This is a genomic window from Micromonospora sp. CA-111912, from assembly GCF_050948415.1.
Taxonomy (GTDB): Bacteria; Actinomycetota; Actinomycetes; order Mycobacteriales; family Micromonosporaceae; genus Micromonospora.
Window position 1 is genome coordinate 3,783,458 of the sequence record NZ_CP192007.1, and the last position, 21,402, is coordinate 3,804,859.

At 74.8% G+C, this 21,402-nt stretch carries 12 protein-coding genes and 1 pseudogene; all 13 read right to left on the minus strand.

All coding sequences use genetic code 11. The annotated features are described in order from the left end of the window. Nucleotides 1-238: 238 nt before the first annotated feature. Entirely contained in the window at nt 239-2,836 is a 2,598-nt protein-coding gene (gene rph / locus ACQPZO_RS15695; protein WP_433341732.1) for a rifamycin-inactivating phosphotransferase, read from the minus strand. Between the two features lie 1,034 nt (nt 2,837-3,870). Continuing rightward, nucleotides 3,871-4,107: pseudogene (locus ACQPZO_RS15700) on the minus strand (prolyl aminopeptidase); the annotation flags it as partial. Further along, entirely contained in the window at nt 4,107-5,288 is a 1,182-nt protein-coding gene (locus tag ACQPZO_RS15705; RefSeq protein WP_433341734.1) for a trans-sulfuration enzyme family protein, read from the minus strand. The gene ACQPZO_RS15705 and the pseudogene ACQPZO_RS15700, both read right to left, overlap by 1 nt. A gap of 32 nt (nt 5,289-5,320) precedes the next feature. Further along, nucleotides 5,321-6,166 carry a carbon-nitrogen hydrolase family protein gene (locus ACQPZO_RS15710; protein WP_433341736.1) on the minus strand — a complete coding sequence of 282 codons (846 nt, stop codon included), beginning with the start codon at nt 6,164-6,166 and terminating at the stop codon, nt 5,321-5,323. Beyond that, nucleotides 6,163-6,492 (minus strand): AzlD domain-containing protein, encoded by a 330-nt coding sequence (locus ACQPZO_RS15715; RefSeq protein WP_433341738.1) that lies wholly within the window; start codon nt 6,490-6,492, stop codon nt 6,163-6,165. Before ACQPZO_RS15715 ends, ACQPZO_RS15710 begins: the two co-directional genes overlap by 4 nt. Before the next feature lie 5 nt (nt 6,493-6,497). Continuing rightward, nucleotides 6,498-7,448 carry an AzlC family ABC transporter permease gene (locus tag ACQPZO_RS15720; protein ID WP_433341740.1) on the minus strand — a complete coding sequence of 317 codons (951 nt, stop codon included), beginning with the start codon at nt 7,446-7,448 and terminating at the stop codon, nt 6,498-6,500. Further along, nucleotides 7,441-12,573, minus strand: a complete 5,133-nt coding sequence (locus ACQPZO_RS15725) for an amino acid adenylation domain-containing protein (RefSeq protein WP_433341742.1) — start codon at nt 12,571-12,573, stop codon at nt 7,441-7,443. Before ACQPZO_RS15725 ends, ACQPZO_RS15720 begins: the two co-directional genes overlap by 8 nt. Before the next feature lie 16 nt (nt 12,574-12,589). Next, nucleotides 12,590-14,395, minus strand: coding sequence for a condensation domain-containing protein (locus tag ACQPZO_RS15730; RefSeq protein ID WP_433341744.1), 1,806 nt, complete (start codon nt 14,393-14,395; stop codon nt 12,590-12,592). After that, entirely contained in the window at nt 14,392-17,196 is a 2,805-nt protein-coding gene (locus tag ACQPZO_RS15735; RefSeq protein ID WP_433341746.1) for an amino acid adenylation domain-containing protein, read from the minus strand. Before ACQPZO_RS15735 ends, ACQPZO_RS15730 begins: the two co-directional genes overlap by 4 nt. Beyond that, nucleotides 17,193-18,059: an SDR family oxidoreductase gene (locus ACQPZO_RS15740; protein WP_433341748.1), complete on the minus strand. Its 867-nt coding sequence runs from the start codon at nt 18,057-18,059 to the stop codon at nt 17,193-17,195. The genes ACQPZO_RS15735 and ACQPZO_RS15740 overlap by 4 nt, the downstream gene beginning before the upstream one ends. Then, nucleotides 18,056-18,757 (minus strand): thioesterase II family protein, encoded by a 702-nt coding sequence (locus tag ACQPZO_RS15745; RefSeq protein ID WP_433341750.1) that lies wholly within the window; start codon nt 18,755-18,757, stop codon nt 18,056-18,058. Before ACQPZO_RS15745 ends, ACQPZO_RS15740 begins: the two co-directional genes overlap by 4 nt. Beyond that, nucleotides 18,754-19,509 carry a thioesterase II family protein gene (locus tag ACQPZO_RS15750; protein WP_433341752.1) on the minus strand — a complete coding sequence of 252 codons (756 nt, stop codon included), beginning with the start codon at nt 19,507-19,509 and terminating at the stop codon, nt 18,754-18,756. The genes ACQPZO_RS15745 and ACQPZO_RS15750 overlap by 4 nt, the downstream gene beginning before the upstream one ends. Then, nucleotides 19,502-21,355 (minus strand): condensation domain-containing protein, encoded by a 1,854-nt coding sequence (locus ACQPZO_RS15755; protein WP_433351024.1) that lies wholly within the window; start codon nt 21,353-21,355, stop codon nt 19,502-19,504. The genes ACQPZO_RS15750 and ACQPZO_RS15755 overlap by 8 nt, the downstream gene beginning before the upstream one ends. Between the last annotated feature and the right edge of the window lie 47 nt (nt 21,356-21,402).

Below are 21,402 nucleotides of genomic sequence, written 5' to 3' on the forward strand. Positions count from 1 at the left end.
TCTCCTTGCCGCCCGCAATTTATAGCGCACCCCGGGGCTTGCGGCAACGCCCGGGGTGTGCCGCAGGATTGTGCTGTCGGGACTGCGCCGAGTCGCCTGCGGTGGCGGCCCTCCTCGGCTCTACCGAAGAGGGCCACCTTCATTCACGCAGGGTTACGCAGCGCCAGCCATCCCTTCGACCATGCCCGGCGCAACTGGTTCGACCGAAGCTACGAATAGCCTTCTCGGTGGTGGTCGGTCAAGACAGGATCTCGACGTACCCGTCGGTTCCGTGCACGCGAATCCGCTGCCCATCCCGAATCAGCTTGGTCGCATGCTCCACAGCGACGACGGCGGGCAAGCCGTACTCCCGGGCGACCACCGCCCCGTGGGTCATGAGGCCGCCGACCTCCGTCACCAACCCCTCGACCGCGACGAACAGGGGTGACCAGCTCGGGTCGGTGTAGGCGGTGACCAGGATGTCGCCCGGTTCGAGGTCGGCCTCGGCCATGTCCAGGATGACGCGGGCCCGCCCCTCGACCACCCCGCCGGAAACTGCGAGGCCGACCAGCGCGCCGGTGGGCACATCGTCGCGTCGGTACGTCCCGGCGACGCCCTCACCTTCCGACGTGAGCACCCGGGGCGGGGTGAGCGCCTGATACGACCTGAACGCCTCCTTCCGCCGGTGGATGAGCTGATCATCCGCCTGGTGCGTGCGTACGACGTCGTGAAGCTCCTGGAACGTGAGATAGAAGATGTCTTCCTTCTCCCGAAGCACGTTGGCGTGCACGAGGCGTTCGGCCTCTTCCAGCAGGGCCTGCTTGTAGACGAAGTAGCGGCTGACCATGGCGTACTTCGGATACTCCCGGTACCCGATGAAGGTTCGGACCCGGTCGATCATCCGCTTGGTCTCTTCGGCCTTCCGCTCCCCGTCCGGCAGGGCCCGCAGGCGCTCCAGGACGTCCTGTTCCTTCCGGTCCGCCTTCTGGCGCCCCTGCTCGAAGCGCCGCCTGCTGGCTCCCGGCTCGAAGTTCCTGACGTTGTCGAGGAGGACGGGCACGAGCGTGGCGGGGCGTTCGCTCCAGCGCGGCCTCGTGATGTCGATCTCGCCGACGCAGCGCATGCCGTACCTGTCGAGGTAGCCCCGGATGGCGTCGCGCGCTTCCCGGCCGCCCGGGAGCGTGGCCAGGTCATCCAGGAATGCCTCGTCCTCGACCTCCTGCAGGAAGGTCACCACCTCCGGATGCGGGCGGATGACGTCGGCGACGTCGAGGAGCGCCAGCCCCATCTCCGACGTGACGTTGTGGGGTGCGGACAACGTGAGGGAGTCGGCCGCGTTCTTCTCGCCCAGCCACTCCTCCAAGTGCTCGTTGAGCCACCACGAGGCCTCCATCCCCGCCATGATCACCTGCATGCTCGGCGGCTCCCCCAGGGCCCGCTTGTGTTCCTGGAAGGCCGCCAAGAGGAAGTCGAACCGCGCCGGCCCCGATTTTGTCCGGATGTCGCGCTGCAGGGCGGCGATGGATGCCCGGCTGCGTTCGATCAGGTCGGTGACGATGGCCGGATCGGTCTCGATCGGGGCGGGCACGTCGCCGGCGGGCGGCCCTGTCGGGCCCTGATCGGGGAGCGACGGGATGAAGTCGCCGCGATCGATGACGGTCTCCACAGCGTCCCTCATCAGCGGATCGGATTTTCCCATGACAGCCAGTAGGCTGGCGCGGCTCGAAGGCGATGCCAAGCGCTGGGTGACGTCGATGAACAGCCTTCCGCCGGCGTCGGGCATCGGCGCGAGGGCCGTCAGCTGCCACACGGAGAGCCCCAGGGGCTTCATGGGGTCGGTCATCATCTGCTGATGACCGACGGAGAGGTAGACGTGGTTCTCTCCGTCGCCTGCCTCGGGGACAGGGAACAGCGTGGTGATCGGTCGGCTCTGGACAATCTGGAGGTCATCGTCGACCAGGCACCATTCGATGTCCTGGGGGTGGCCGAAGTGGGCCTCGATCCGCCGGCCCAGCCGCACCAGCCGCACGACCTGCGCATCCGTCAGCGCCGGCCGCTCCTGCCGCTCCGGGTCGATCGCCTGTTCCCTCGTCCCGCCACCCGGCAGGGCGTGGACGGCAAGCCGCTTGGTGGCGATCGCCCTGTCGATGATCTCGCCGTCCCGCACCCTGTAGGCGTCCGCGTTCACCAGCCCGGAGACCAGCGCCTCGCCGAGGCCGAAGCTGGCCTCCACGGAGGCGACCTTCCGGTTGGACGTGACGGGGTCGGCCGTGAACAGGACGCCGGCCGCCTGTGGGAAGACCATCTTCTGCACGACCACGGCCATGTGGAGGGTGCGGTGGTCGATGCCGTTGCGCTGACGGTAGGTCACGGCGCGCTCGGTGAAGAGGGAGGCCCAGCACCGGCTGACATGCGACAGGATCGCCGCCAGCCCCATGACGTTCAGGTACGTGTCCTGCTGGCCTGCGAAGGAGGCCGTCGGCAGGTCCTCGGCCGTCGCGCTGGATCGGACGGCGTAGGCAGCCCGCTCACCGAGCTCAGTGAGAGCCCGGATGATCGCCGCAGCCACATCGTCGGGGACGACGATCCCTTCGATGGTCCGGCGGATCTCCGCACTGACCGTGCGAATCGCCTCCCGGTCGTCCGGGTTCAGGCGCGACAGTTGATCGAGCTGATCGTCGATCCACGGCACCTCGGCCATGATCCGCCGGAAGGCGTCCGTCGTCACGCAGAAGCCAGCCGGCACCCGGATGCCGTCGACCCGCGATAGCGCCCCCAGGTGCGCGCCCTTGCCGCCAACGATCGCGCCCTGCGTCTCGTCGACCTCTTGGAGACCTGACACGTACTGCTCGATCATCGCGATACCTCCAAGGCTGCCGGCGTCCACTGCACTTCGGTGACCGGGTGGATCGCATGCACGTCGTTCCCCGTTTCTTCGTCCATTCTTGGGTCCGACCGACGATTCTGCGGCAAGACCCGGGCCTTGCGGCAAGCCCCCCAGTGCGATATAAGTTGAAGTCGGACCGTTGCACGAGTTGTTGACACCGTGCCGTCGCCGGTGCCATCGACCGCACCAGTCCGTTGCTGACCCGTTCTAGAGTCCGACCATGAGCCGTCGACGGCCAAGCCGAAACTTCCTACGGGCCTTCTCGGCGTTCGGTCTGGCCTTTGCGATCGTGTTCACGGCGCTGGCCACATGGTCAATTGCAGACGAACGCCGGGGATCAGACGCAGCGGCTGAGGTGGCCGGCGTCGAGCATCGTGGAGCAAGAACCTTCCTGACGGTTCAGTTCACGACAGACCGTGGGAAGACGTGTCAATCAATCCTGCGCGTTACGGTCGATGCAAACCGAGCCGTGAGCACCGGAGAGCGCATCCCCGTCCACCACGCCAAGAGTGACCCTTGCCTGAGGGTGCGCGAGGCTGGCGATCAATCCGGATGGCTGATCGTCCTCGCCGCAGTCGCACTTCTGATTATCTTCGCCGTCCTGACCTACGTTGTGTGGCGCCGGCCCCTGCCTACGCTCCCACTCCGATACGCGGACATGCCATGACGGACGGACGAGGTCGGTTTGACCCGGCATCACACCCCGCCCAGCCCACCAGGGCCCCGGCAAAGTCGTGCGGGTCTCCGGCTTGGCAGGCCCCATGGGATGCGCGCGCTGCCGACCCCATCGGCCCCTGCCGGGTCGACCTGTCCTGCGTTGGTCCCTTTGGAGCTGCCCCGTTTGTGCTGTCGGTGGAGTGGGAGCGTGGACGGGGCAGCTCCAAAGGGACCAAAGGGCAGGTCCCCGACCGGGTGGGGGGCATTCGTCAGGCCGCCGCCAGGCTGCCCGGTGTACGGGGCGGTGTAGCGGCGACTTCCCAGGGCGGGTACGGGAGAGGGGACATGGCGTGCGGGGTGCTGCGCCCGCAGCCGCGCTGGTCGAACTGGACGATCCGGTACCGGCCCGGGTCGAACAGCCGGCGGATCCCGGCGGAGGAGCCGCCCCCGGGGCCGCCGTGCACCACGAGCGCCGGGCGGCCGTCCGGGTTTCCGGACACCGCCCAGTGCACGAGGTTCCCGTCGCCCACGTCCAGCATGCCGTGGTCGTACGGCTCCCCCGGCGGGTAGGGCTTCTGACCCATCAACCGGCCTGCCCGGCGACGATGTCCAGGGCGCGGGTGAAGTCGGCGAGCAGGTCCGGCGTCTCCTCGATGCCGGTGGAGACCCGCACCAGGCCCTCGCCGATGCCCGTGGCGGCGAGCTGGTCGGCGTCGACGATGCCCGCCCACATCGAACGCGGGTGCACCACCAGGGTGCTCACGCTGCCCAGGCTGGCCGCGCGCTTGGCCAGCCGCAGCTCCGCCAGCAGGGTGGCCGCCGCCGGCCGGCCACCGGCCAGGTCGAGGCTGAACACGCCGCCGTGCCCGCTCATCTGCCTGGTGGCCAGGTCGTGCTGCGGGTGGCTGGCCAGCCCGGGGTAGCGCACCCGGGCGACGGCCGGGTGCTCCTCAAGGGCCCGGGCCAGCGCGAGGGCGTTGTCGTTGTGCCGGGCCATCCGCAGCGGCAGCGTCCGGATGCCGCGCAGCAGCAGCCAGGCGTCGATCGGGCCGAGCGTCGCCCCGGTGACGATCGAGGTCTGCCACACCCGGTCGACCAGCTCGGCGGAGCCGACCACGACCCCGGCGGAGACGTCGGAGTGGCCGCCGAGGAACTTCGTGGCGCTGTGCCAGACCAGGTCCGCGCCGAAGGCCGCCGGACGCTGGTTGACCGGGGTGGCGAAGGTGTTGTCCACGACGGCGTACGCGCCGTGGGCGTGCGCCAGGTCGACCACGGCGCTCAGGTCGGTCAGCTCCAGCAGGGGGTTGCTGGGGGTCTCCACCAGCACCAGCCGGGTCTGCGGGGTCAGCGCCCGGGCGAACGCGTCGACGTCGGTCTGGTCGACCTGGGTGCAGGTCACCCCGAAGCGGGTGAGCAGCCCGGTGGTCAGCGAGGTGGTGCCGCCGTACGTGCTGCGCTGCACGATCACGTGGTCGCCGGCGCTCAGCAGGGCCAGGGCGATCGTGGTGATCGCCCCCATCCCGGACGCGGTGACCAGGCCCGCCTCGACGCCCTCCAGCTCGGCCACCACGGCGGCGACCTGGGCGTGGTTGGGGTTGCCGTAGCGGGTGTAGAAGGCGTCGCCGCGCGTCTGCGTGGCGATCTCGGTGAACCGCTCGTCGGTCTCGGCGCTGAAGGTGGCGCTCTGCACGATCGGGGGCGACACCGCGCCCGTGGGGCTCAGCCCGTCGTCGCCGTGGATCGCGGTCGTGCCGATGCCGGTCACTGGTGCTCCTTCGGTTGTCTGCTGCGAATCCGTCAAGGTACGACGACGACCGGCGCCGGGGCGGGCGCGGGAGCGGCCCGGTCGGCGAGCATCCGCTGGCTGTCGCGCTGGTGCCGCAGCCGGGCGTCGTCGAGATCGGCGACGGCCAGGCCGGCGCTGGCCCCGGCGTCGGCCAGCGGGCGGCCGTCGGGGGCGTACACGGCGCTGTGGCCGGCGAACCGCCACCCGCCATGCGTCCCGGCGAAGTTGGCGAACACCACGTAGCTGGTGTTCTCCAGGGCGCGGGCCGGGAAGTAGACGCTTCGGCGGTGGTCGGAGTCGCCGACGGTGAACGCGCCCGACACCAGGTAGGCGTCCGCGCCGGCCAGCGCGAGGCCGCGGGCGTGCTCGGGGAAGCTGGCGTCGTAGCAGACGCCGAGGCCGAGCCGCCAGCCACGCACCCGCACGAGCGTGTCGGTGGTGCCGGGGACGAACACCGCCCGCTCGTCGGCGTCGAGGTGCCGCTTGTCGTAGGTCGCGGCGACCGCGCCGTCGGGGCCGACCACGTGGGCGGCGATGGCCCAGCCGTCGGCCCGCCGGGCGCAGCCGCCGACCACGGCCGTCACCCCGTGCTCCCGGCAGGCCTGGCCCACCGTACGCAGGGCCGGGTCGCCGGGGGCCACCTCGCACCGGGCGATGTCGGCGGTGAGCAGCGGGTAGTCGTACCCGCAGAGCGACAGCTCGGGGAAGACGACCAGGCTCGCGCCCAAATCGGCGGCCCCGGCGATCGCGGCGGCGTGCGCGGCGGCGTTGCCGGTCAGGTCGCCGCCGACCGCCTCGATCTGCGCCGCCGCCACCCGCAGCGGCTGCCGCAGCGGGGTGTCACCCGTCGTCGTCACATCGCCCCCAACCACCAGCGCATCCCGAAGAAGACCGCCAGCCCGACGGTCCACACGATCATGAACCGTTCGACGAAGAGCCCAGTCGCCAGGGTCACCACCCCGGCCACCAGGTACGGGACCGTGACCACGGTGATCTCCACCCGGTTGTCGACGGGGGCGAGCACCGACGGCACCGCGATCGCGGCGAGCAGCGCGGGCGGCAGGTAGCCGAGGAACGTCTTCACGTCGGCGGGCAGTTCCCGGTCGCGGAAGACCAGCAGCGGCACGTACCGGGGGGCGAAGGTGGCCAGCCCCATGCCGAGGATGAGCAGCAGCATCGACATCGCGGTCACCTTCCGTCCACGTCGGCGGCGGCGTCGGCCGCCCGGTCCCCGGCCCGCACGGGCTCACCGGGCCGCACGGGGTCATCGGGCCGTACCGGCTCACCGGGCCGCCCGCGTGGCACGGAGCCCAGCGGGGGCCCGTCCGGCGGCCCGCCAGCGCCCGCCGTCAGGTCCGGCGGCGCCGGGTCCGGGTCGTCCGCCGGGTCGTCGGGCTTCGGCGGGAACCAGCGGCGTTCGATCCGCTCGCAGGCCATGCCGACGCAGGCGCCGCCGAGCGCCGCCAGGATCAGCCCCAGGTTGTACGGCAGGCCGAGGGTCAGCATGGCCAGCGCGCCGGCCGAGACGGCGGTGGTCCAGATCTTCCAGCCGGCGAGGGCCCCGGCGAGCACGACCAGGAAGACCGCGGTCATCGGGAAGTCCAGGCCGTGGCGCAGCCGCTCCGGCAGCAGGTGCCCGGCGACCATGCCGACGACCGTGGCGATCGCCCAGTTGACGTACATGATGGCGGACGCGCCGAAGTAGTACATGCTCTTGCGGCGGGCCGGCGCGTCGCCCTTGATCCGGTCGAACGCGACGAAGAACACCGCGTCGATCAGCCCGAAGCCGAGCAGCAGCCGCCACCGCTGCGGCAGCTCCCGCACGTGCGGGGCGAGCAGCGTCGAGTAGATCAGCATGCGCAGGCTGAGGATCAGCGTGGTCAGCACGATCACCGGCCAGGCCGCGCCCTCGGAGATCAGCTTGAAGCCGATGAACTGGGCGGTGCCCGAGTTGACCACCATGGCCAGCCCGAGCGTCTCCAGATAGGACAGCCCGCTGGCCAGACCGAGCGTCCCGCCGATCACCCCGAGGGGGAACGCGGAGAGCAGGAACGGCACCATCGAGCGGGCCCCGGCGACGAACTCGCCGCGCGGCGTCGCGGGCCGCTCGACGGCGCTGGTGGGCGTGCGGTCAGACATGGTCCTCCCCGGGGCGGCGGGCACGCGGCGCGGCCGGGCCGGCGGCGCCGACGAGGGCGGCCACCTCCCCGGCGCGGGTACGGCAGAAGTAGTGTCCCCCACCGTCGATCTCTTCGAGGGTCACGTCGGCGGCGATTCGCCGCCACGCGGCGTGCTCGTCGGCCGAGCCGGCGGTGAGCGGGTCGTCGTCGGCGAGCACCACCGTCACCGGTACGGTCAGCGGCCGGTCGGCCAGCGGGGCGAGCCGGTCCCGCAGGTACGCGTGCGAGCCGAGCGCGTCGTGCCGGAACGCGGCAACCAGCGCAGATGTCTGTTCGGCGTCGAGTCCGTCGAGGTCGGTGAAGCCGGTCTGCCCGACCAGCCAGTCCACCACGCCCGCCTCGTCGAGGGCCCGTACCTCGGCGATGCTGGCGTCGATGTCGGCGGGGTCGCGCAGCAGCTTGCCGCCGAGGAAGAGCCGCACCGGCGGGGCCCCGGCGGCGGCGAGCAGCCGGGTCACCTCGACGGCCAGGGCCGCACCGACGCAGTGCCCCCAGATGAACACCTCGCCCGGGGCGTCGGCGCGGATCTCGTCGGCGACCCGCCGGGCCACCTCGTCGAGGTCGACCAGCGGCTCGGGGTGGCCGAGGTCGTGACCGGGCAGGGCCACCGCCCGAACGGCCACGCCGTGCCCGGCGAGCGCCTCGGCGAGGGGGCGGAAGGCCAGCGGGTTGCCGGCGGCGTACGGGAAGCAGACCAGGACCCGGTCGGCGGCGACGCCGGATGGCGACAGCGGCTGGAGCAGCGAGTCGTCGCCGGCCCGGGCGGACCCGGCCCCGACGGCCGCGTCGGACCCGGACCCGGAGCCGCCCGGGCCGGACCCGGTGCCGGAGGCGATCGCCGCGCCGGACCCGGACCCGTAGCTGGCGGGGGCCTCGGCGGGCCGGGCGGCCTCGGCGGGCCGGGCGGCCTCGGCGGGCCGGGCGGCCTCGGCGGCCCGGGCCAGCGGGCCGAGGTCGGAGTGGGTCATCAGCTGCCGCAGGGTGACCAGCGGGCGTAGCGCGGCGACGACCCGCATCGCGGCGAGGGAGTTCCCGCCGAGGTCGAAGAAGTTGTCCTCCTCGGCGATGTCTGCCAGCGGCACGTCCAGGGTCGAGGCCCAGACCTCGGCGATGCGCCGGGCCACGTCGGTGGCGGGCGGGGTGCGCCCGGCGGGGCCGGCGGCCGGGGCGGGCGCGGTCCGGCCGAAGGTCCGCCGCGCGGGGGTGACCCGGGCCGGCGGCAGGCCTGCGGCGTACCCGTCGTGCGGGGCGTCCGGGTCGTCGGCAAGCGCCGCGAGGGCCCGCCGGTACGCCTCGCCGATCCCGGCCGCCTGCTGCGGGGTGAACTCGGCCGAGTGGTAGTGCAGGCTCAGCCGGACCTGGTCGGTGAAGAAGTCGCGCATGAACTCGGCGCGCAGGGCGAACTCGGTCTCGGTGCTGACCCGCACGTCGAGCAGGTCGAAGCCGGCCCGCTCACGTAGCCGCTTGAGCAGGTAGAAGTGGGTGTAGTTGAACACCGTCTCGAACAGCGGGTCGGTGGTGGCGGCGTCGGCCTTCATCTGCGCCATCGGGTAGCGCCGGTGCGGCAGCAGGTCCGCCTCGGCCCGGTAGACCCGGCCGACGAGGTCGGCCCAGCTTCCGTCGCCGAGGTCGACGCGCAGCGGCACGGTGTTGAGGAACAGCCCCATCGCGGCCGTGGCGCCCTCGGACTCGGGCCGGCCGCTCTGCTCGTACCCGGTGACGACGGCCGCCTCGGCGGCGAGCGCGCCGATGACCTTGACGTGCGCGGCGAGCAGCAGGGTCTTCAGCGGCACGGCGAGCCGGTCGGCCAGCCGCAGCAGCCGCTCGGACAGCCCGACGGAGACGTCCACCTCGTGGAAGACCACCGGGCGCTGCGCCTCGGCGGTCGGCGGCTCCCAGCGGGGCAGTTCGGTGACCCCGCCGTCGGCCAGCACGTCCCGCCAGAAGTCCCGGTCGACGGCCGAGGCGACGGCCCGGCGTTCCAGCCCGATGTAGTCGCGGAAGTGGTTCCCGGCCGGCGGCTCGGGCAGCGGTCGGCCGTCGCGCAGCCGGTGGTACGTGTCGAACAGCCGGGTGTGCAGCAGGGTGATGCTCCACCCGTCCAGGGCCGAGTTGTGCTGGCTGAGGCTGTAGCGGTACAGGTCGTCGGCGAACAGGTGCACGTGGATGCGGACCAGCCCCGGCTCCCGCCAGACGAACCGGTACGCCTGCTCCCGGTCGTGCCAGTCGGCGTACCGGCGCTCCTGCTCGGCCGGGTCGAGGCCGCGCAGGTCGGTCACCCACAGCGGGGTCGGCGCGTCGGCGTGCACGAGCTGGAGGTACTCGCCGTACCCGGTGAGGTGGTAGCTGGTGCGGAAGATCGGATTGTCGGCGACCAGCCGCCGCACCGCCTCGGTGAACGCGGTCCCGTCGAACGGCGCGCTGATCAGGAAGCTGATGATGTCGTGGTACTGGGCCGCGCCCCGGGCCAGCTCGTTCTGGAAGATCAGCCCGGCCTGGAGCTGCCCCAGCGGGTACGCGTCGACGACCCCGTCGGGCAGCAGCGCCCGGTCGGCCGGGGACACCAGGTCGAACGGCGCGTACGTGGGGGGCCGCTCGCCGGTCGCCGGGGCGGCGGCGAGGGCGGCGATGGTGGGGTGGCGGAACATCTGCTGGAAGGTTAGGTCCAGCCCGGCGGCGTGCGCCCGGGCGAGCACGGTGACGAAGTGGATGGAGTTGCCGCCGAGGGCGAACAGGTTGTCCTCCACCCCCACCCGGTCCACCCCGAGCACGTCGGCCCACACCTCGGCGAGGATCCGCTCGGCGTCGGTGCGCGGCGGCACGTACGGGCGGTCGTCGGCGGGCGGGTCGGGCAGCGCCCGCCGGTCGAGCTTGCCGCTGCCGGACAGCGGGAACTCGGCCAGCTCCACCACCCGGGCCGGAACGAGGTACCGGGGCAGCAGGCCGGACAGGTGCTCGGTGAGCGCCCGCTCGGCCACCGGGGAGTGGGTCAGCACGTACCCGAGCAGGTTGCCGTCGCGGGCCACCACCACGGCGTCCTTCACGGCCGGGTGGCCGCGCAGCGCCTCCTCCACCTCGCCCAGCTCGACCCGGTGGCCGCGCACCTTGACCTGGTGGTCGAGGCGGCCCAGGTAGTCGATGGTGCCGTCGGGCAGCACCCGGGCCAGGTCGCCGGTGCGGTAGACCCGCTCCTCCCCCGCGTCCGGGGCGGCCACGAACCGGTCCCGGGTCAGCTCGGGGCGGTTGAGGTAGCCCCGGGCGAGCTGCACCCCGGCGATGCACAGCTCCCCCGGTACGCCGACCGGCTGGACCCGCAGCCGCTCGTCGAGGACGTGCAGCCGGGTGTTGTCCACCGGCCGGCCGATCGGCACCCGCTCCCCGCCGGGCACGCAGCGGTGGTGGGTGACGTCGACGGTGGCCTCGGTCGGGCCGTACAGGTTGACGAGGGTGACGTGCGGCAGCAGCGCGGCCAGCCGGTCGACGTGGTGCGGGCCGAGCGCCTCGCCGCTGGCGAAGACCCGCCGCAGCCCGGCCAGCGGCGCGGTGTCGGCGGTGGCCAGCCAGTCGAGGAACGCCCCTAGCATGGACGGGACGAAGTGCAGGGTGGTCACCCCGTGCGCGGCGACGGCCGCGACGATGGCCTGCGGGTCGCGTTCCGCGCCGGGCGGCAGCAGGCACACCGACGCGCCCTCGCGGGCCCACCAGAACAGCTCCCACACCGACACGTCGAAGGTGGTGGGGGTCTTGTGCAGGATGACGTCGTCCGGGCCGATCGGGTGCAGCCGCTGCATCCAGGCGAGCCGGTTGGCCAGCGACCGGTGCTCGATCATCGCCCCCTTCGGGGCGCCGGTGGAGCCGGAGGTGTAGATGACGTACGCCAGGTCCTGCCCGTCGGCCTCCGCCGCTAGCGCGGACACCGCCGGGTCGGGCGGCGACGCGGCCGCATCCGTGTCGGCCGGCGGCAGCGGGAGCACCGGGACTCCCTCGGGGACGGCCGCCGGGTCGGCGGCCAGCACGAGCGCCGCGCCGCTGTCGGCCAGCAGGTAGCCGATCCGGGCCGGCGGGTAGCCGGGGTCGACCGGCAGGTAGGCAGCGCCGGCCCGGTGCACGGCGAGGATCGCCGCGAGCTGCGCGGGCGACCGCTCGGCGAGCACGCCGACGACGGTCTCCGGGCCCGCGCCGGCCGCCCGCACGGTCGCGGCGAGGGCGGCCACCCGCCGGTCCAGCTCCGCCCAGGTCCAGGTGGTGTCGTCGGTACGCACGGCGACCGCGTCGGGCGTCTCGGCGGCCCGGCGGGCCACCCAGGCGTCGGGGCGCAGGGCGTCGCCGGAGTCCACGGCGGTGTCGTTCATCGCGTCGAGCACCGCCCGGTCGGCGGGGGTGACCAGGGCGACGTCGTCGACCGGGGCGTCCGGGGCGGCGAGCGCGGCGGTCAGCAGGAGCAGCAGGTGCCCGGCGATCCGGTCGGCGGTGGCCCGGTCGTGGCGGGCGGCGTCGTGGTGCACGGTCAGCTCGGTGGCCGTGACCGCCACGGTGACGCCGATGCGGGGGTCGGGGGCGGCGTCGGTGGTGTGCACGGCGACGTCGAGGAACGGGTGCTGGTCGGCCTCGGCGTGCGGGGCGAAATCCTCGGCGAGCAGCTCGACCGGGTAGTCGGCGTACCGCTGCGCCTCGGGCAGCGCGGCGCGCAGCTGCCCGATCAGGTCCCGGTAGCTGACGTCGGGGCCGCAGGCCACCGGCAGGGGCAGCAGGCCGGCCAGCGCGTCGCCGTCGGCCGGGCGGCCGACCAGCAGCGCCGACGCGCCCGTCCAGCGGCGCAGCAGCGCCGCCACGGCGGCGGCCACCAGCACGTACCGGGCGGGTTCGGCGCCCCGGCTGGCGGCGGCGAGCCGGTCGGCCAGCGCGGCGCCGAGGGGCACGGTGACGGCCTGCGGGTGCGCCGGCGCGCCGGGGGCGGGGGTGCGGTCGGCGGGGAAGCCGACCCGGTCCGCGCCGGCGGCGAGCACGTCGCGCCAGTGCCGGGCGTGGTCGGGCCGCCGCGCCGCGGCGATCCTGAGCTGGCCCCGGGTCATCAGAGACTGCATGATCTCGCTCTCCGGCTCACAGGTCGATGTCGATGGTGGAGGCTGCCGGTTCGGTGGCGGGCCGCGCGCCGGTCAGCGCGCCGACCGGTCGGCCCGGGTCGGCCAGCACGGCGTCGAGGAGTTCCAGGTACAGGTCGGCGAAGGCGCGCACCGTCTCCGGCAGGAACAGCCGGGCGTGGTACGCCCAGTGCACGCGCAGCGAGTCGGCCCGCTCGTAGACCTGCATGTCCAGGTCGAACATGGCCTGCCCGGTGGGGGCGATGGCCAGTTCCACCGGCCGGCCGAGGAAGTCGACCCGGGCCACCTCGTCGTGCTGCATCGCGAAGAGGGTGTCGAACAGCGGGTGCCGGTGCGGGTCGCGGACCGGCAGCACCGCCTCGACCAGGCTGTCGAACGGGAAGTCCTGGTGGGCGAAGGCGTCCACCACGTCCCGGGCCACCTCGTCGAGCAGCGCCCGGAACGGCGTGTCGGGGCGGACCCGGTGGCGCAGGCAGACGGTGTTGACGAACATGCCCATCGCGGCGTCCAGGCCCGGCGCGCCCCGCCCGGCGACCGGGGTGCCGACGGTGATGTCCGTGCCGTCGGAGCCCGCGCCGCCGGTGGTCGTCGCGAGGAAGGTCGCGTAGACCGCGAGCAGCAGTTGGAACAGGGTCACCCCCTCGCGGCGGGCCAGGGCGCGCAGCGCGGCGGTGCGGGCGGCGTCCACGGTGAACTCGTGGACCCCGCTGCCGGCGGTCGGCGCCGGCCCGTCGCCCGCCGGCCGGTCGGCGTCGGTGGGCAGCCGGGGCGGGGTGGGCGGGTCGGCGAACCGGGCCAGCCACCAGTCGCGCCCCGGCGGCTCCCGCCCGTCGACCCAGGCCGCGTAGTCGGCGTACTGGGCGGGGACGGGCGGCAGGTCCCGGCCGGCGTAGCGGGCGTCGACCTCGCGCAGCAGCAGGGCCAGGGAGAGCCCGTCGGTGACGATGTGGTGCAGTTCCAGGGCCAGCTCCGGCCCGGCCGGGGTGCGCCGCAGCTCGGCGCGCAGCAGCGGTGGGGCGGCCAGGTCGAACGGGCTGACCGGCACCGGGGCGTCGGCGGGGGCGGCCACCTCGGGCAGCTCGAACGTCACCCCCGCCAGCACCCGCTGCACCGGCCGGCCCGCCTCGGTGCCGAACGCGGTGCGCAGGACGTCGTGCCGGGCGATGACGTGCCGGAACGCGCCGGCCAGCCGGCCGGCGTCCACGTCGGCCGGCAGCGGCAGCACCAGCGGCAGGTGGTAGGCCACCGACGCCGGGTCGCGGGACTGGGCCAGGTACACCCGCCGCTGCTGCGGCGACAGCGGGTGCGCCACGCCGGCGGCGGCCGGGGGCAGCGGCGCGGCGGCCCGGGACCGGCGGATCTCGTCGGCGAGGGCGGCCACGGTCGGGTGACGCAGCACGGCGGCCAGCGACACCGCCACCCCGAACACCCGCTGGGCCTCCACCGCCAGCCCGGCGGCGGCCAGGGAGTCCCCGCCCGCGGCGTAGAAGTCGTCGAGGACGCCGAGCTTCGGCACCCCGAGCACCCGCTCCCAGACACGCACCAGCACCCGCTCGGTGTCGTCCCGGGGCGGCAGGTACGCCCCGTACCGGTCGTCGGGTGCGATCAGGTCGGCCGGGTCGAGCGAGTCGACCTGGACGACGTGGCGGGGCAGCTCCGCGTCGGTCAGCTCCACGGCGAGCTGACCGCGCAGCACCAGCGGGTCGAGGTAGTCCTCGGCGACGACGTACACGCAGCCGTCCTTGACGGCCACCTGGCCGACCTGCGGCCAGAGCCGGGCGAGGGTGTCCACGTCGGGGGTCATCGGGCGGCTCCGATCGCCTCGGCCAGCCCGCGCACGGTCTGGTGCAGGTAGAGGTGGCGGGGGGTGAGGTCGGCCAGGCCCTGGTCGCGCAGTTCCCTGAGCAGCCGCAGGGCCAGCAGCGAGTTGCCGCCGAGGTCGAAGAAGTTGTCCTCCGGCCCCACCTCGGTGCCGAGGATCCGCTGCCAGATCGCCCGGATCCGCTCGTCCAGCCCCGCGTCGTCGGCCGGCGCGCAGGCCGGGTCGGCGGGGGCGGCGGGGGTCGCGGGGGTCGTGGGGGTGGGCAGCCGGGCGGCGTCGAGCTTGCCGTTGGCGGTCAGCGGCAGCGCGGGCAGCGCGGTGATCGTCGCCGGGACCATGTAGTCGGGCAGCAGCCGGGCGGCCCGGCGGCGCAGCTCGGCCACCGAGCCGGCGGCGTCGGCGAGCACCACGTACGCGTGCAGCCGGGTGTCGGCGGCCTCCGCGCCGGTCTCGACCACCACCGCCACGGCGAGCGCGGCCGGGTCGTCCAGCAGCACCTGGCGGATCTCGTCCAGCTCGATCCGGTAGCCGCGCACCTTCACCTGGTTGTCGAGGCGGCCGAGGTGCTCCAGCCGGCCGTCGGGTAGCAGCCGGCCCCGGTCGCCGCTGCGGTACATCCGCCCGCCGGAGAACGGGTCGGGCCGGAACCGCTCGGCGGTCAACTCCGGGCGGTGCAGGTAGCCGTCGGCCACCCCGGCCCCGCCGACGTGGATCTCTCCCGCCGCGCCCGGGGGCAGCAGCCGGCCGGCCGAATCGAGCACGTACACCCGCCAGCCGGGCAGGGCCCGGCCCACCGACCGGCTGCCGGCCAGCGCGAGCCCCCGGTCGAGGGTCTGCGCGGTGACGTGCACGGTGGTCTCGGTGATGCCGAACATGTTCACCACCCGGCAGTCGGGCTCCGGGTGGCGGTCGTACCAGCCGGTGAGCATCCGGGCGTCCAGCGGCTCGCCGCCGAAGACGACCAGCCGCACGGCGAGCGGGTCGGCGGCCCGCCGGTCCACGTCGAGCAGCTGCGCGAACGCCGACGGGGTCTGGTTGAGCACGGTCACCTGCTCGGCGGCGAGCAGGGCGTGGAACTCGCCCGGGGAGCGCACCACCAGGTGCGGGACGACGACCAGGTGCCCGCCGGTGAGCAGGCAGCCCCAGATCTCCCAGACGGAGAAGTCGAAGGCGCTGGAGTGGAACATGGTCCAGGTGTCGTGCGGGCCGAGCCCGAAGTCGGCGGCGGTGGCGTCGACCAGGGCCAGGACGTTGCGGTGCGGGACCCGCACGCCCTTGGGCCGGCCGGTGGAGCCGGAGGTGTAGATGACGTACGCCGGGTCGTCCGGCCCGCCGACGTGCGGCTCCACCGGGCCGGACCCCTCGGCGGGCGACCCGTCGCCGAGCCGATCGGCGGGCGGCCCGGTGGCGGTCAGGTCGGCGGCGTCGACGCCCCCGGCGCCGACCAGCAGGGCGACGGTGGAGTCCTCGACGGTGTAGCGGATCCGGTCGACCGGGTAGGCCGGGTCGACCGGCACGTACGCGGCCCCGGCGCGGAGCACGCCGAGCAGCACCGCGACCAGGTCGACGGAGCGGTCCAGGCAGACCCCGACCCGGTCGCCGGGGGCGACCCCGCGCGCCGCTAGGGCGCGGGCCACCCGGCGGGCCCGGTCGTTCAGCTCGCCGTACGTCAGCCGCTCGCCGGCGCAGGAGACGGCCGGCGCGTCCGGTTGGGTCGCGGCGTGCCGGGCGATCCGGTCGTGGATGGTGTCCTTCGGGGCGGGCAGCTCGCCGGGGCCCCGGCCCAGGGCGACGATCGCGGCCCGGTCGGCGTCGCCGAGCGGGTCGCAGTCGTCCAGCGGGCGGTCCGGGTCGGCGAGGACCTGCCCGAGGACCCGGACGACCTGGCGGGTGAACGCCTCGACCAGGTCGGCCGCCCATGCGGCCGTGCGGTGCTGGCAGGCGAGGGTGGTGCCGGCCAGGGCCAGCGTGAGCGGCCACACCGGCGCCAGGCAGGGCCGGTACGCGTCGGCGGTGCTGTCCGCGTCGAGCGCGCCCACCTCGACGTTGAGGAGCCCGGCCGGCGCCGGGGCCCCGGGGGCCGGCCAGGGCGACCCGGGCCCCGCCGTGGCGAGCAGGTCGCGGGCGCCGCCGTCCACCGGCACCGCGACGACGGTCAGCCGCTCGCCGACGACCGCGCCGACCCGGGGCCGGCGCACCCCCCGGTACCGGGCCAGCACCGCACCGACGGCGGCGACCAGGGCGGTCAGGTCGGTGCCGGTCGGGACAGCGACGGTGTGCACGGCGGTCCGGTCCACCCCGGGGTCGCCGCGCAGCCACCCGGCGTCGCCCTCGTCGTCCGCGTCGTCGCCGGCCGACAGCTCAACGGCCGACGAGTCAGCGGCGCTGGTGAGGTCGGGATCGGTGCGGGCGGAGTCGGTGAGCTGAGTGAGTTCGGTGAGGTCGGTGAGCAGGGTGCCGAGGCGGTGCCGGCCGATGGCGGGCCGGCGGGCGACCAGCACCAGGTCGGCGCCGTCGTCGTGACGCAGCAGCACCGCCCGCAGGTCGGGCCCGCCGGCCGGCAGGGGCCGGGCCAGCTCGGCGTCCCGGCGGGTCGACGCGAGCCCCGCCGGGACCCGCTCGACCCACAGCCGCCCCGCGGCCAGCCGGTGCCGCCGGGTGACGGTGGCGAACCGGTCGGCCAGCCGGTCCGGGTCGGCTGCGTCGGCGGCCAGCCGGACGGCCGCCGCGTGGCACAGCCGCGCCGGGTCCGGGTGCTGTGCACTGTGCTGGGCGGCGCTCATCGGGTGGTGAACCCCCCGTCGACGGTGATGACGGCGCCGGTGACCTGCGCCGACTCGTCGGAGGCGAGCCAGAGGGCGGCCTGCGCCACCGACCCGGGCTCGATCAGCGCGTTCATCGGCTGGGCCTGCACGAAGGTCTCCTCGTGCTCGGCGACCGGGACCTCCAGCGACCGGGCGATCTCGGCGAGCATCCGGCCCTCCACGTGCGGGTCGTCGCGGACCGAGCCGGGGCACAGCGCGTTGACCCGCACCTTCAGCGGGGCGTAGTCGAGCGCGGCGGCTCGGGTCAGCCCGACCAGGCCGTGCTTGGCGGCGACGTATCCGGCGAAGTGCCGGTAGCCGACCAGGCCGGCGGTGGAGGCGACGTTGACGATGCTGCCGGCGCGCTGCCGGCACATCACCTCGCCGACCGCGCTGATCATCCGCCACGGCCCGGACAGGTCGACGTCCAGCATGAGCTGCCACTCGGCCTCGGTGATCTCGTGGGTCGGCTTGCCCGACGGCGCGGCGATGCCGGCGTTGTTGACCAGCACGTCCACCCGGCCGAACCGGTCCAGGCACAGCGCGACGGCGGCCCGGACGGCGGTGAGGTCCCGCACGTCGGTCCGCACCGGGTACGCGGCCACCCCGTACCCGGCGCACAGGTCGGCGGTGTGCGCGAGCTGGCTGGCCGAGCCGAGCGGGTACGGCACCCCGGGCAGGTCGGCGGCCAGGTCGACGAGGACCACGTCCGCGCCCTGCGCGGCGAACGCGACCGCGCAGGCGCGGCCCAGCCCCCGGGCCGCGCCGGTGACGATGGCGGTCTTGCCGGCCAGCCGGTCGCCGGTGACCACCGGAGCGGGCCGGGTCGGCGCGTCGGTCATCCCGCCAGCTCCCGCCGGACCAGGTCGAGCAGGGCCGCCGGGGAGTCGGCCAGGTACATGTGGCCGCCAGCCAACCGCTGCGCGGCGAACCCGGCCGAGGTGACCCGCTCCCAGCCGATCAGCGCGGCGTCCGGAACGAGGGCGTCGTCCTCGCCGCGCAGCGCGGTGACCGGCACCTCGATCCGCTTGTCGGACGCCGGCCGGTACGTCTCGTGCAGCTCCACGTCGGCGCGCAGCCCGGGCAGCAGCAGTTCCCGCATGTCCGGGTCCTCCAGGGCCGGGTGGGTGTAGCCGGCGAACTCCTCCACCCGGGCGACGAACTCGTCGTCGGGCAGGTCGGCGGCGGTCCGGTCCCGGCCCGACCAGGGGTCGGGCGAGCCGCTGACGAACAGGTGCGCCACGGTCACCCCGGCCGTCCCGGTCAGCCTGCGGGTCATCTCGTACGCCAGGACCGCGCCCATGCTGTGCCCGAACAGGGCCACCCGGTCCGCACCGGCGACCAGTTCCAGCACCTCGTCGAGCAGCCCGTCGACGGCCTGCTCCATCCGGCGGTAGGGCTCCTCGACGAACCGCTTCTCCCGCCCCGGCAGCGACACCGGGGCGACCTCCAGCTCGGGCGGGGCGAGGCGACGCCACGGTTGGTACACCGACGCGCCCGCGCCGGCGTACGGGAAGCAGAGCAGTGTCGTGCGGGTCAAGACGGCTCCTTGCCGGCGAGGGCGGACCGGACGGCGCGCAGCAGCCCGGCATCGGCCCGGGCGAGCAGGTCGTGCCCGCCGGGAACGGTCAACGTGGTGCAGCCTGCGGTGGTCAGGTCGGCCCAGGCCGCCGCCTGCGTCGCCGGCACGTGCGGGTCGGCGTCGCCGACGATCGCGGTGACCGGGACGCCCACCGGGTCCGGGTCGCGCAGCCGGTAGCTGCGGCCCAGCTCGAAGTCGGCGCGGGCCGCCGGCAGCGCCGCCGCGGCCAGTTCCGGGTGCCCGGCGACCGCCGGTGGCATGGTGCCCAGCGCCACCAGTTCGGCGAGGAACGCGGCGTCGTCCATGCCGGACCAGTCCGGCTCGACGCCGGCCCGGTGCGGGGGCACCGCCGAGGAGACCACCAGCAGGTCGGCGGGGCGGTGACCGCGCCGGACCAGCCGCCGGACCAGCTCGAACGCCACGTACGCGCCGAGGCAGTCGCCGTAGACGGCGTACGGGCGGTCCAGGTGGGGGGCGAGGGCCGCCTCCAGGGCCTGCACCAGGGGGGTCATCCGGCGGGGCGCCTGCTCGTCGGCCCGTTCCCGCCGGCCCGGGTACTGCACGGCGTTGACCTCGACGGACCGGGGCAGCCCGGTCCGCCAGGTCTCGAACGCCCCCGCGTTGCCGCCCGCGTACGGCAGGCAGAACAGCCGCAGCGCGGGGCGGGGCACCGGCGCGCGGACCACCAGCCAGGGCGTGTGCTCAGCCATGCCGGGCCACCCGGTCGACGAGCGCCCCGAAGTCGTCCAGGGCGACGAACTCGGCCAGGGTCAGGTCGCTGCCGTAGCGCTGCCGCAGGCCGGCGACCAGCCGCAGGGCGCGCAGCGAGTCCCCACCGGCGGCGACGAACCCGGTGTCGTCGGAGCGCGGTGCCACCCCGACGACCTCCCGCCACAGCCCGGCGACGCGGGCGGACCAGCGGGACCGGGCGTCGGTGGGCACCGCCTCGGCCGAGCCGACCGGCGGCAGCGGCGCGGTCGGGTCCGCGGCCAGCAGCCGGGTGAACGTCCCGGCGAGCCGGTCGGCCCAGTCGTCGTCGAAGCGCCGGCCGTCGTACTGGAGGGTGAGGGCGAGCCGGCCGGTGTCCGGGGCCACCTCGACGTCGACGGCAAGGCTGAACGCGACGTCGACGGTGATCCCCCGGCTGGCCACGATCCGGGGGCCGGCGGCGTCGGCGGCGGCGTGGAAGTGGGTGTAGTTGAAGAAGCTGTCGAAGCGGGGGCCGGTGCCGCCGGCCCGGACGATCTCGGCGAGCGGGAACCGGTGGTGGCCCATCAGGGACCGCTCGACGTGCCACGCGTCGCCGGCCAGGTCGGCCAGCGGCCGGTCGCGCAGGGTCGCGGTGACCGGCAGGGTGTTGAGGAACAGCCCGAGGGTGGCGTCGCTGCCCTCGCCCTCGGGCCGGCCGCCGACCACCAGGCCGGAGACCACCTCGTCCCGGCCGGTCGTCTCGCCCAGCGCCCGCAGGTGCACCGCCAGCAGGTACGCCTTCACCGGCACCCCGGCCGCGCGGGCGGCCCCGGTGACCCGGTCGGTGACGGCCGGCTCCAGCGGCACCCGCCGGGTGACGGTGATCCGGGGTGCCGGGCCGCCGAGCAGCAGCGGCGGTGCCGCCCCGGCACCGTCCAGCCAGAACCGGCGGGCGGCCGGGTCGGCGAGGGCGGCCCGCTCGGCGGCGACGTAGGCGCGGAACGGCAACGTCGCCGGGGTCGGCGCGGACCGGCCGGCGCGGCGCCGGTCGTGGTCGGCCAGCAGGGGGCGCACGAACGCCTCCAGGCTCCAGCCGTCGAGGATGGCATGGTGCTCGGCGACGACCAGGGTGAACCCGTCGGCGCCCTCGTCGAGGGCGTACAGCCGGACCAGCGGCGGGCGGTCGACGTCGAACGGTCGGGTCCGCTCGGCCTCGATCAAAGCGTCGATCCGGGCCCGTCGGGTCTCCTCGTCGGCCCCGGCCAGGTCGTGCACCGGCACCTCGACCTGCACGTCGGCGTGCACCAGTTGCAGCGGCTCGGCGTACCCGCCGGGGGCGAAGCCGGTGCGCAGCACCGGGTGCGCGGCCACCAGGGCGGCGAACGCGGCCCGCAGCGCGTCGGCGTCGAGCGGCGCGTCGACCCGGTGCGCGGTGACGTTGTGGTACGTCGCCGGGTCGCCGGTCAGCTCGCAGTGGTAGAGCATGCCCTGTTGCAACGCCGTCATCGGGTACGCGTCGACCACCCCGGCCGGCAGCCGGTCCCGGTCGGCGGCGGCCAGCAGCGCGAACGCCTCGGCGTCGGGAGTCTCGGCAGCCGGCTGGCCGGCGGCGTCGCCCGTCCCGGCGTCCGGGTCGGCGAGGCTGATCTCGCCGTGCTCGACCAGCTCCCGGATCGACTGGTGGACGAAGATGTCCCGCAGCCGGAACGACAGGCCCCGACGGTTGGCCGCGACCTGCATCTGGATGCTGCGGATCGAGTCGCCACCGAGGGCGAAGAAGCTCTCGGTCACCCCGACCGTCGGCACGCCGAGCACCTCCCGCCACGCCTCGACGAGGATCTCCTCGGCGCGGTTGGCGGGGGCCACCTGCGGGCCGGCGGGCCGGCGGCCCAGCTCGGGGGCCGGCAGGGCGG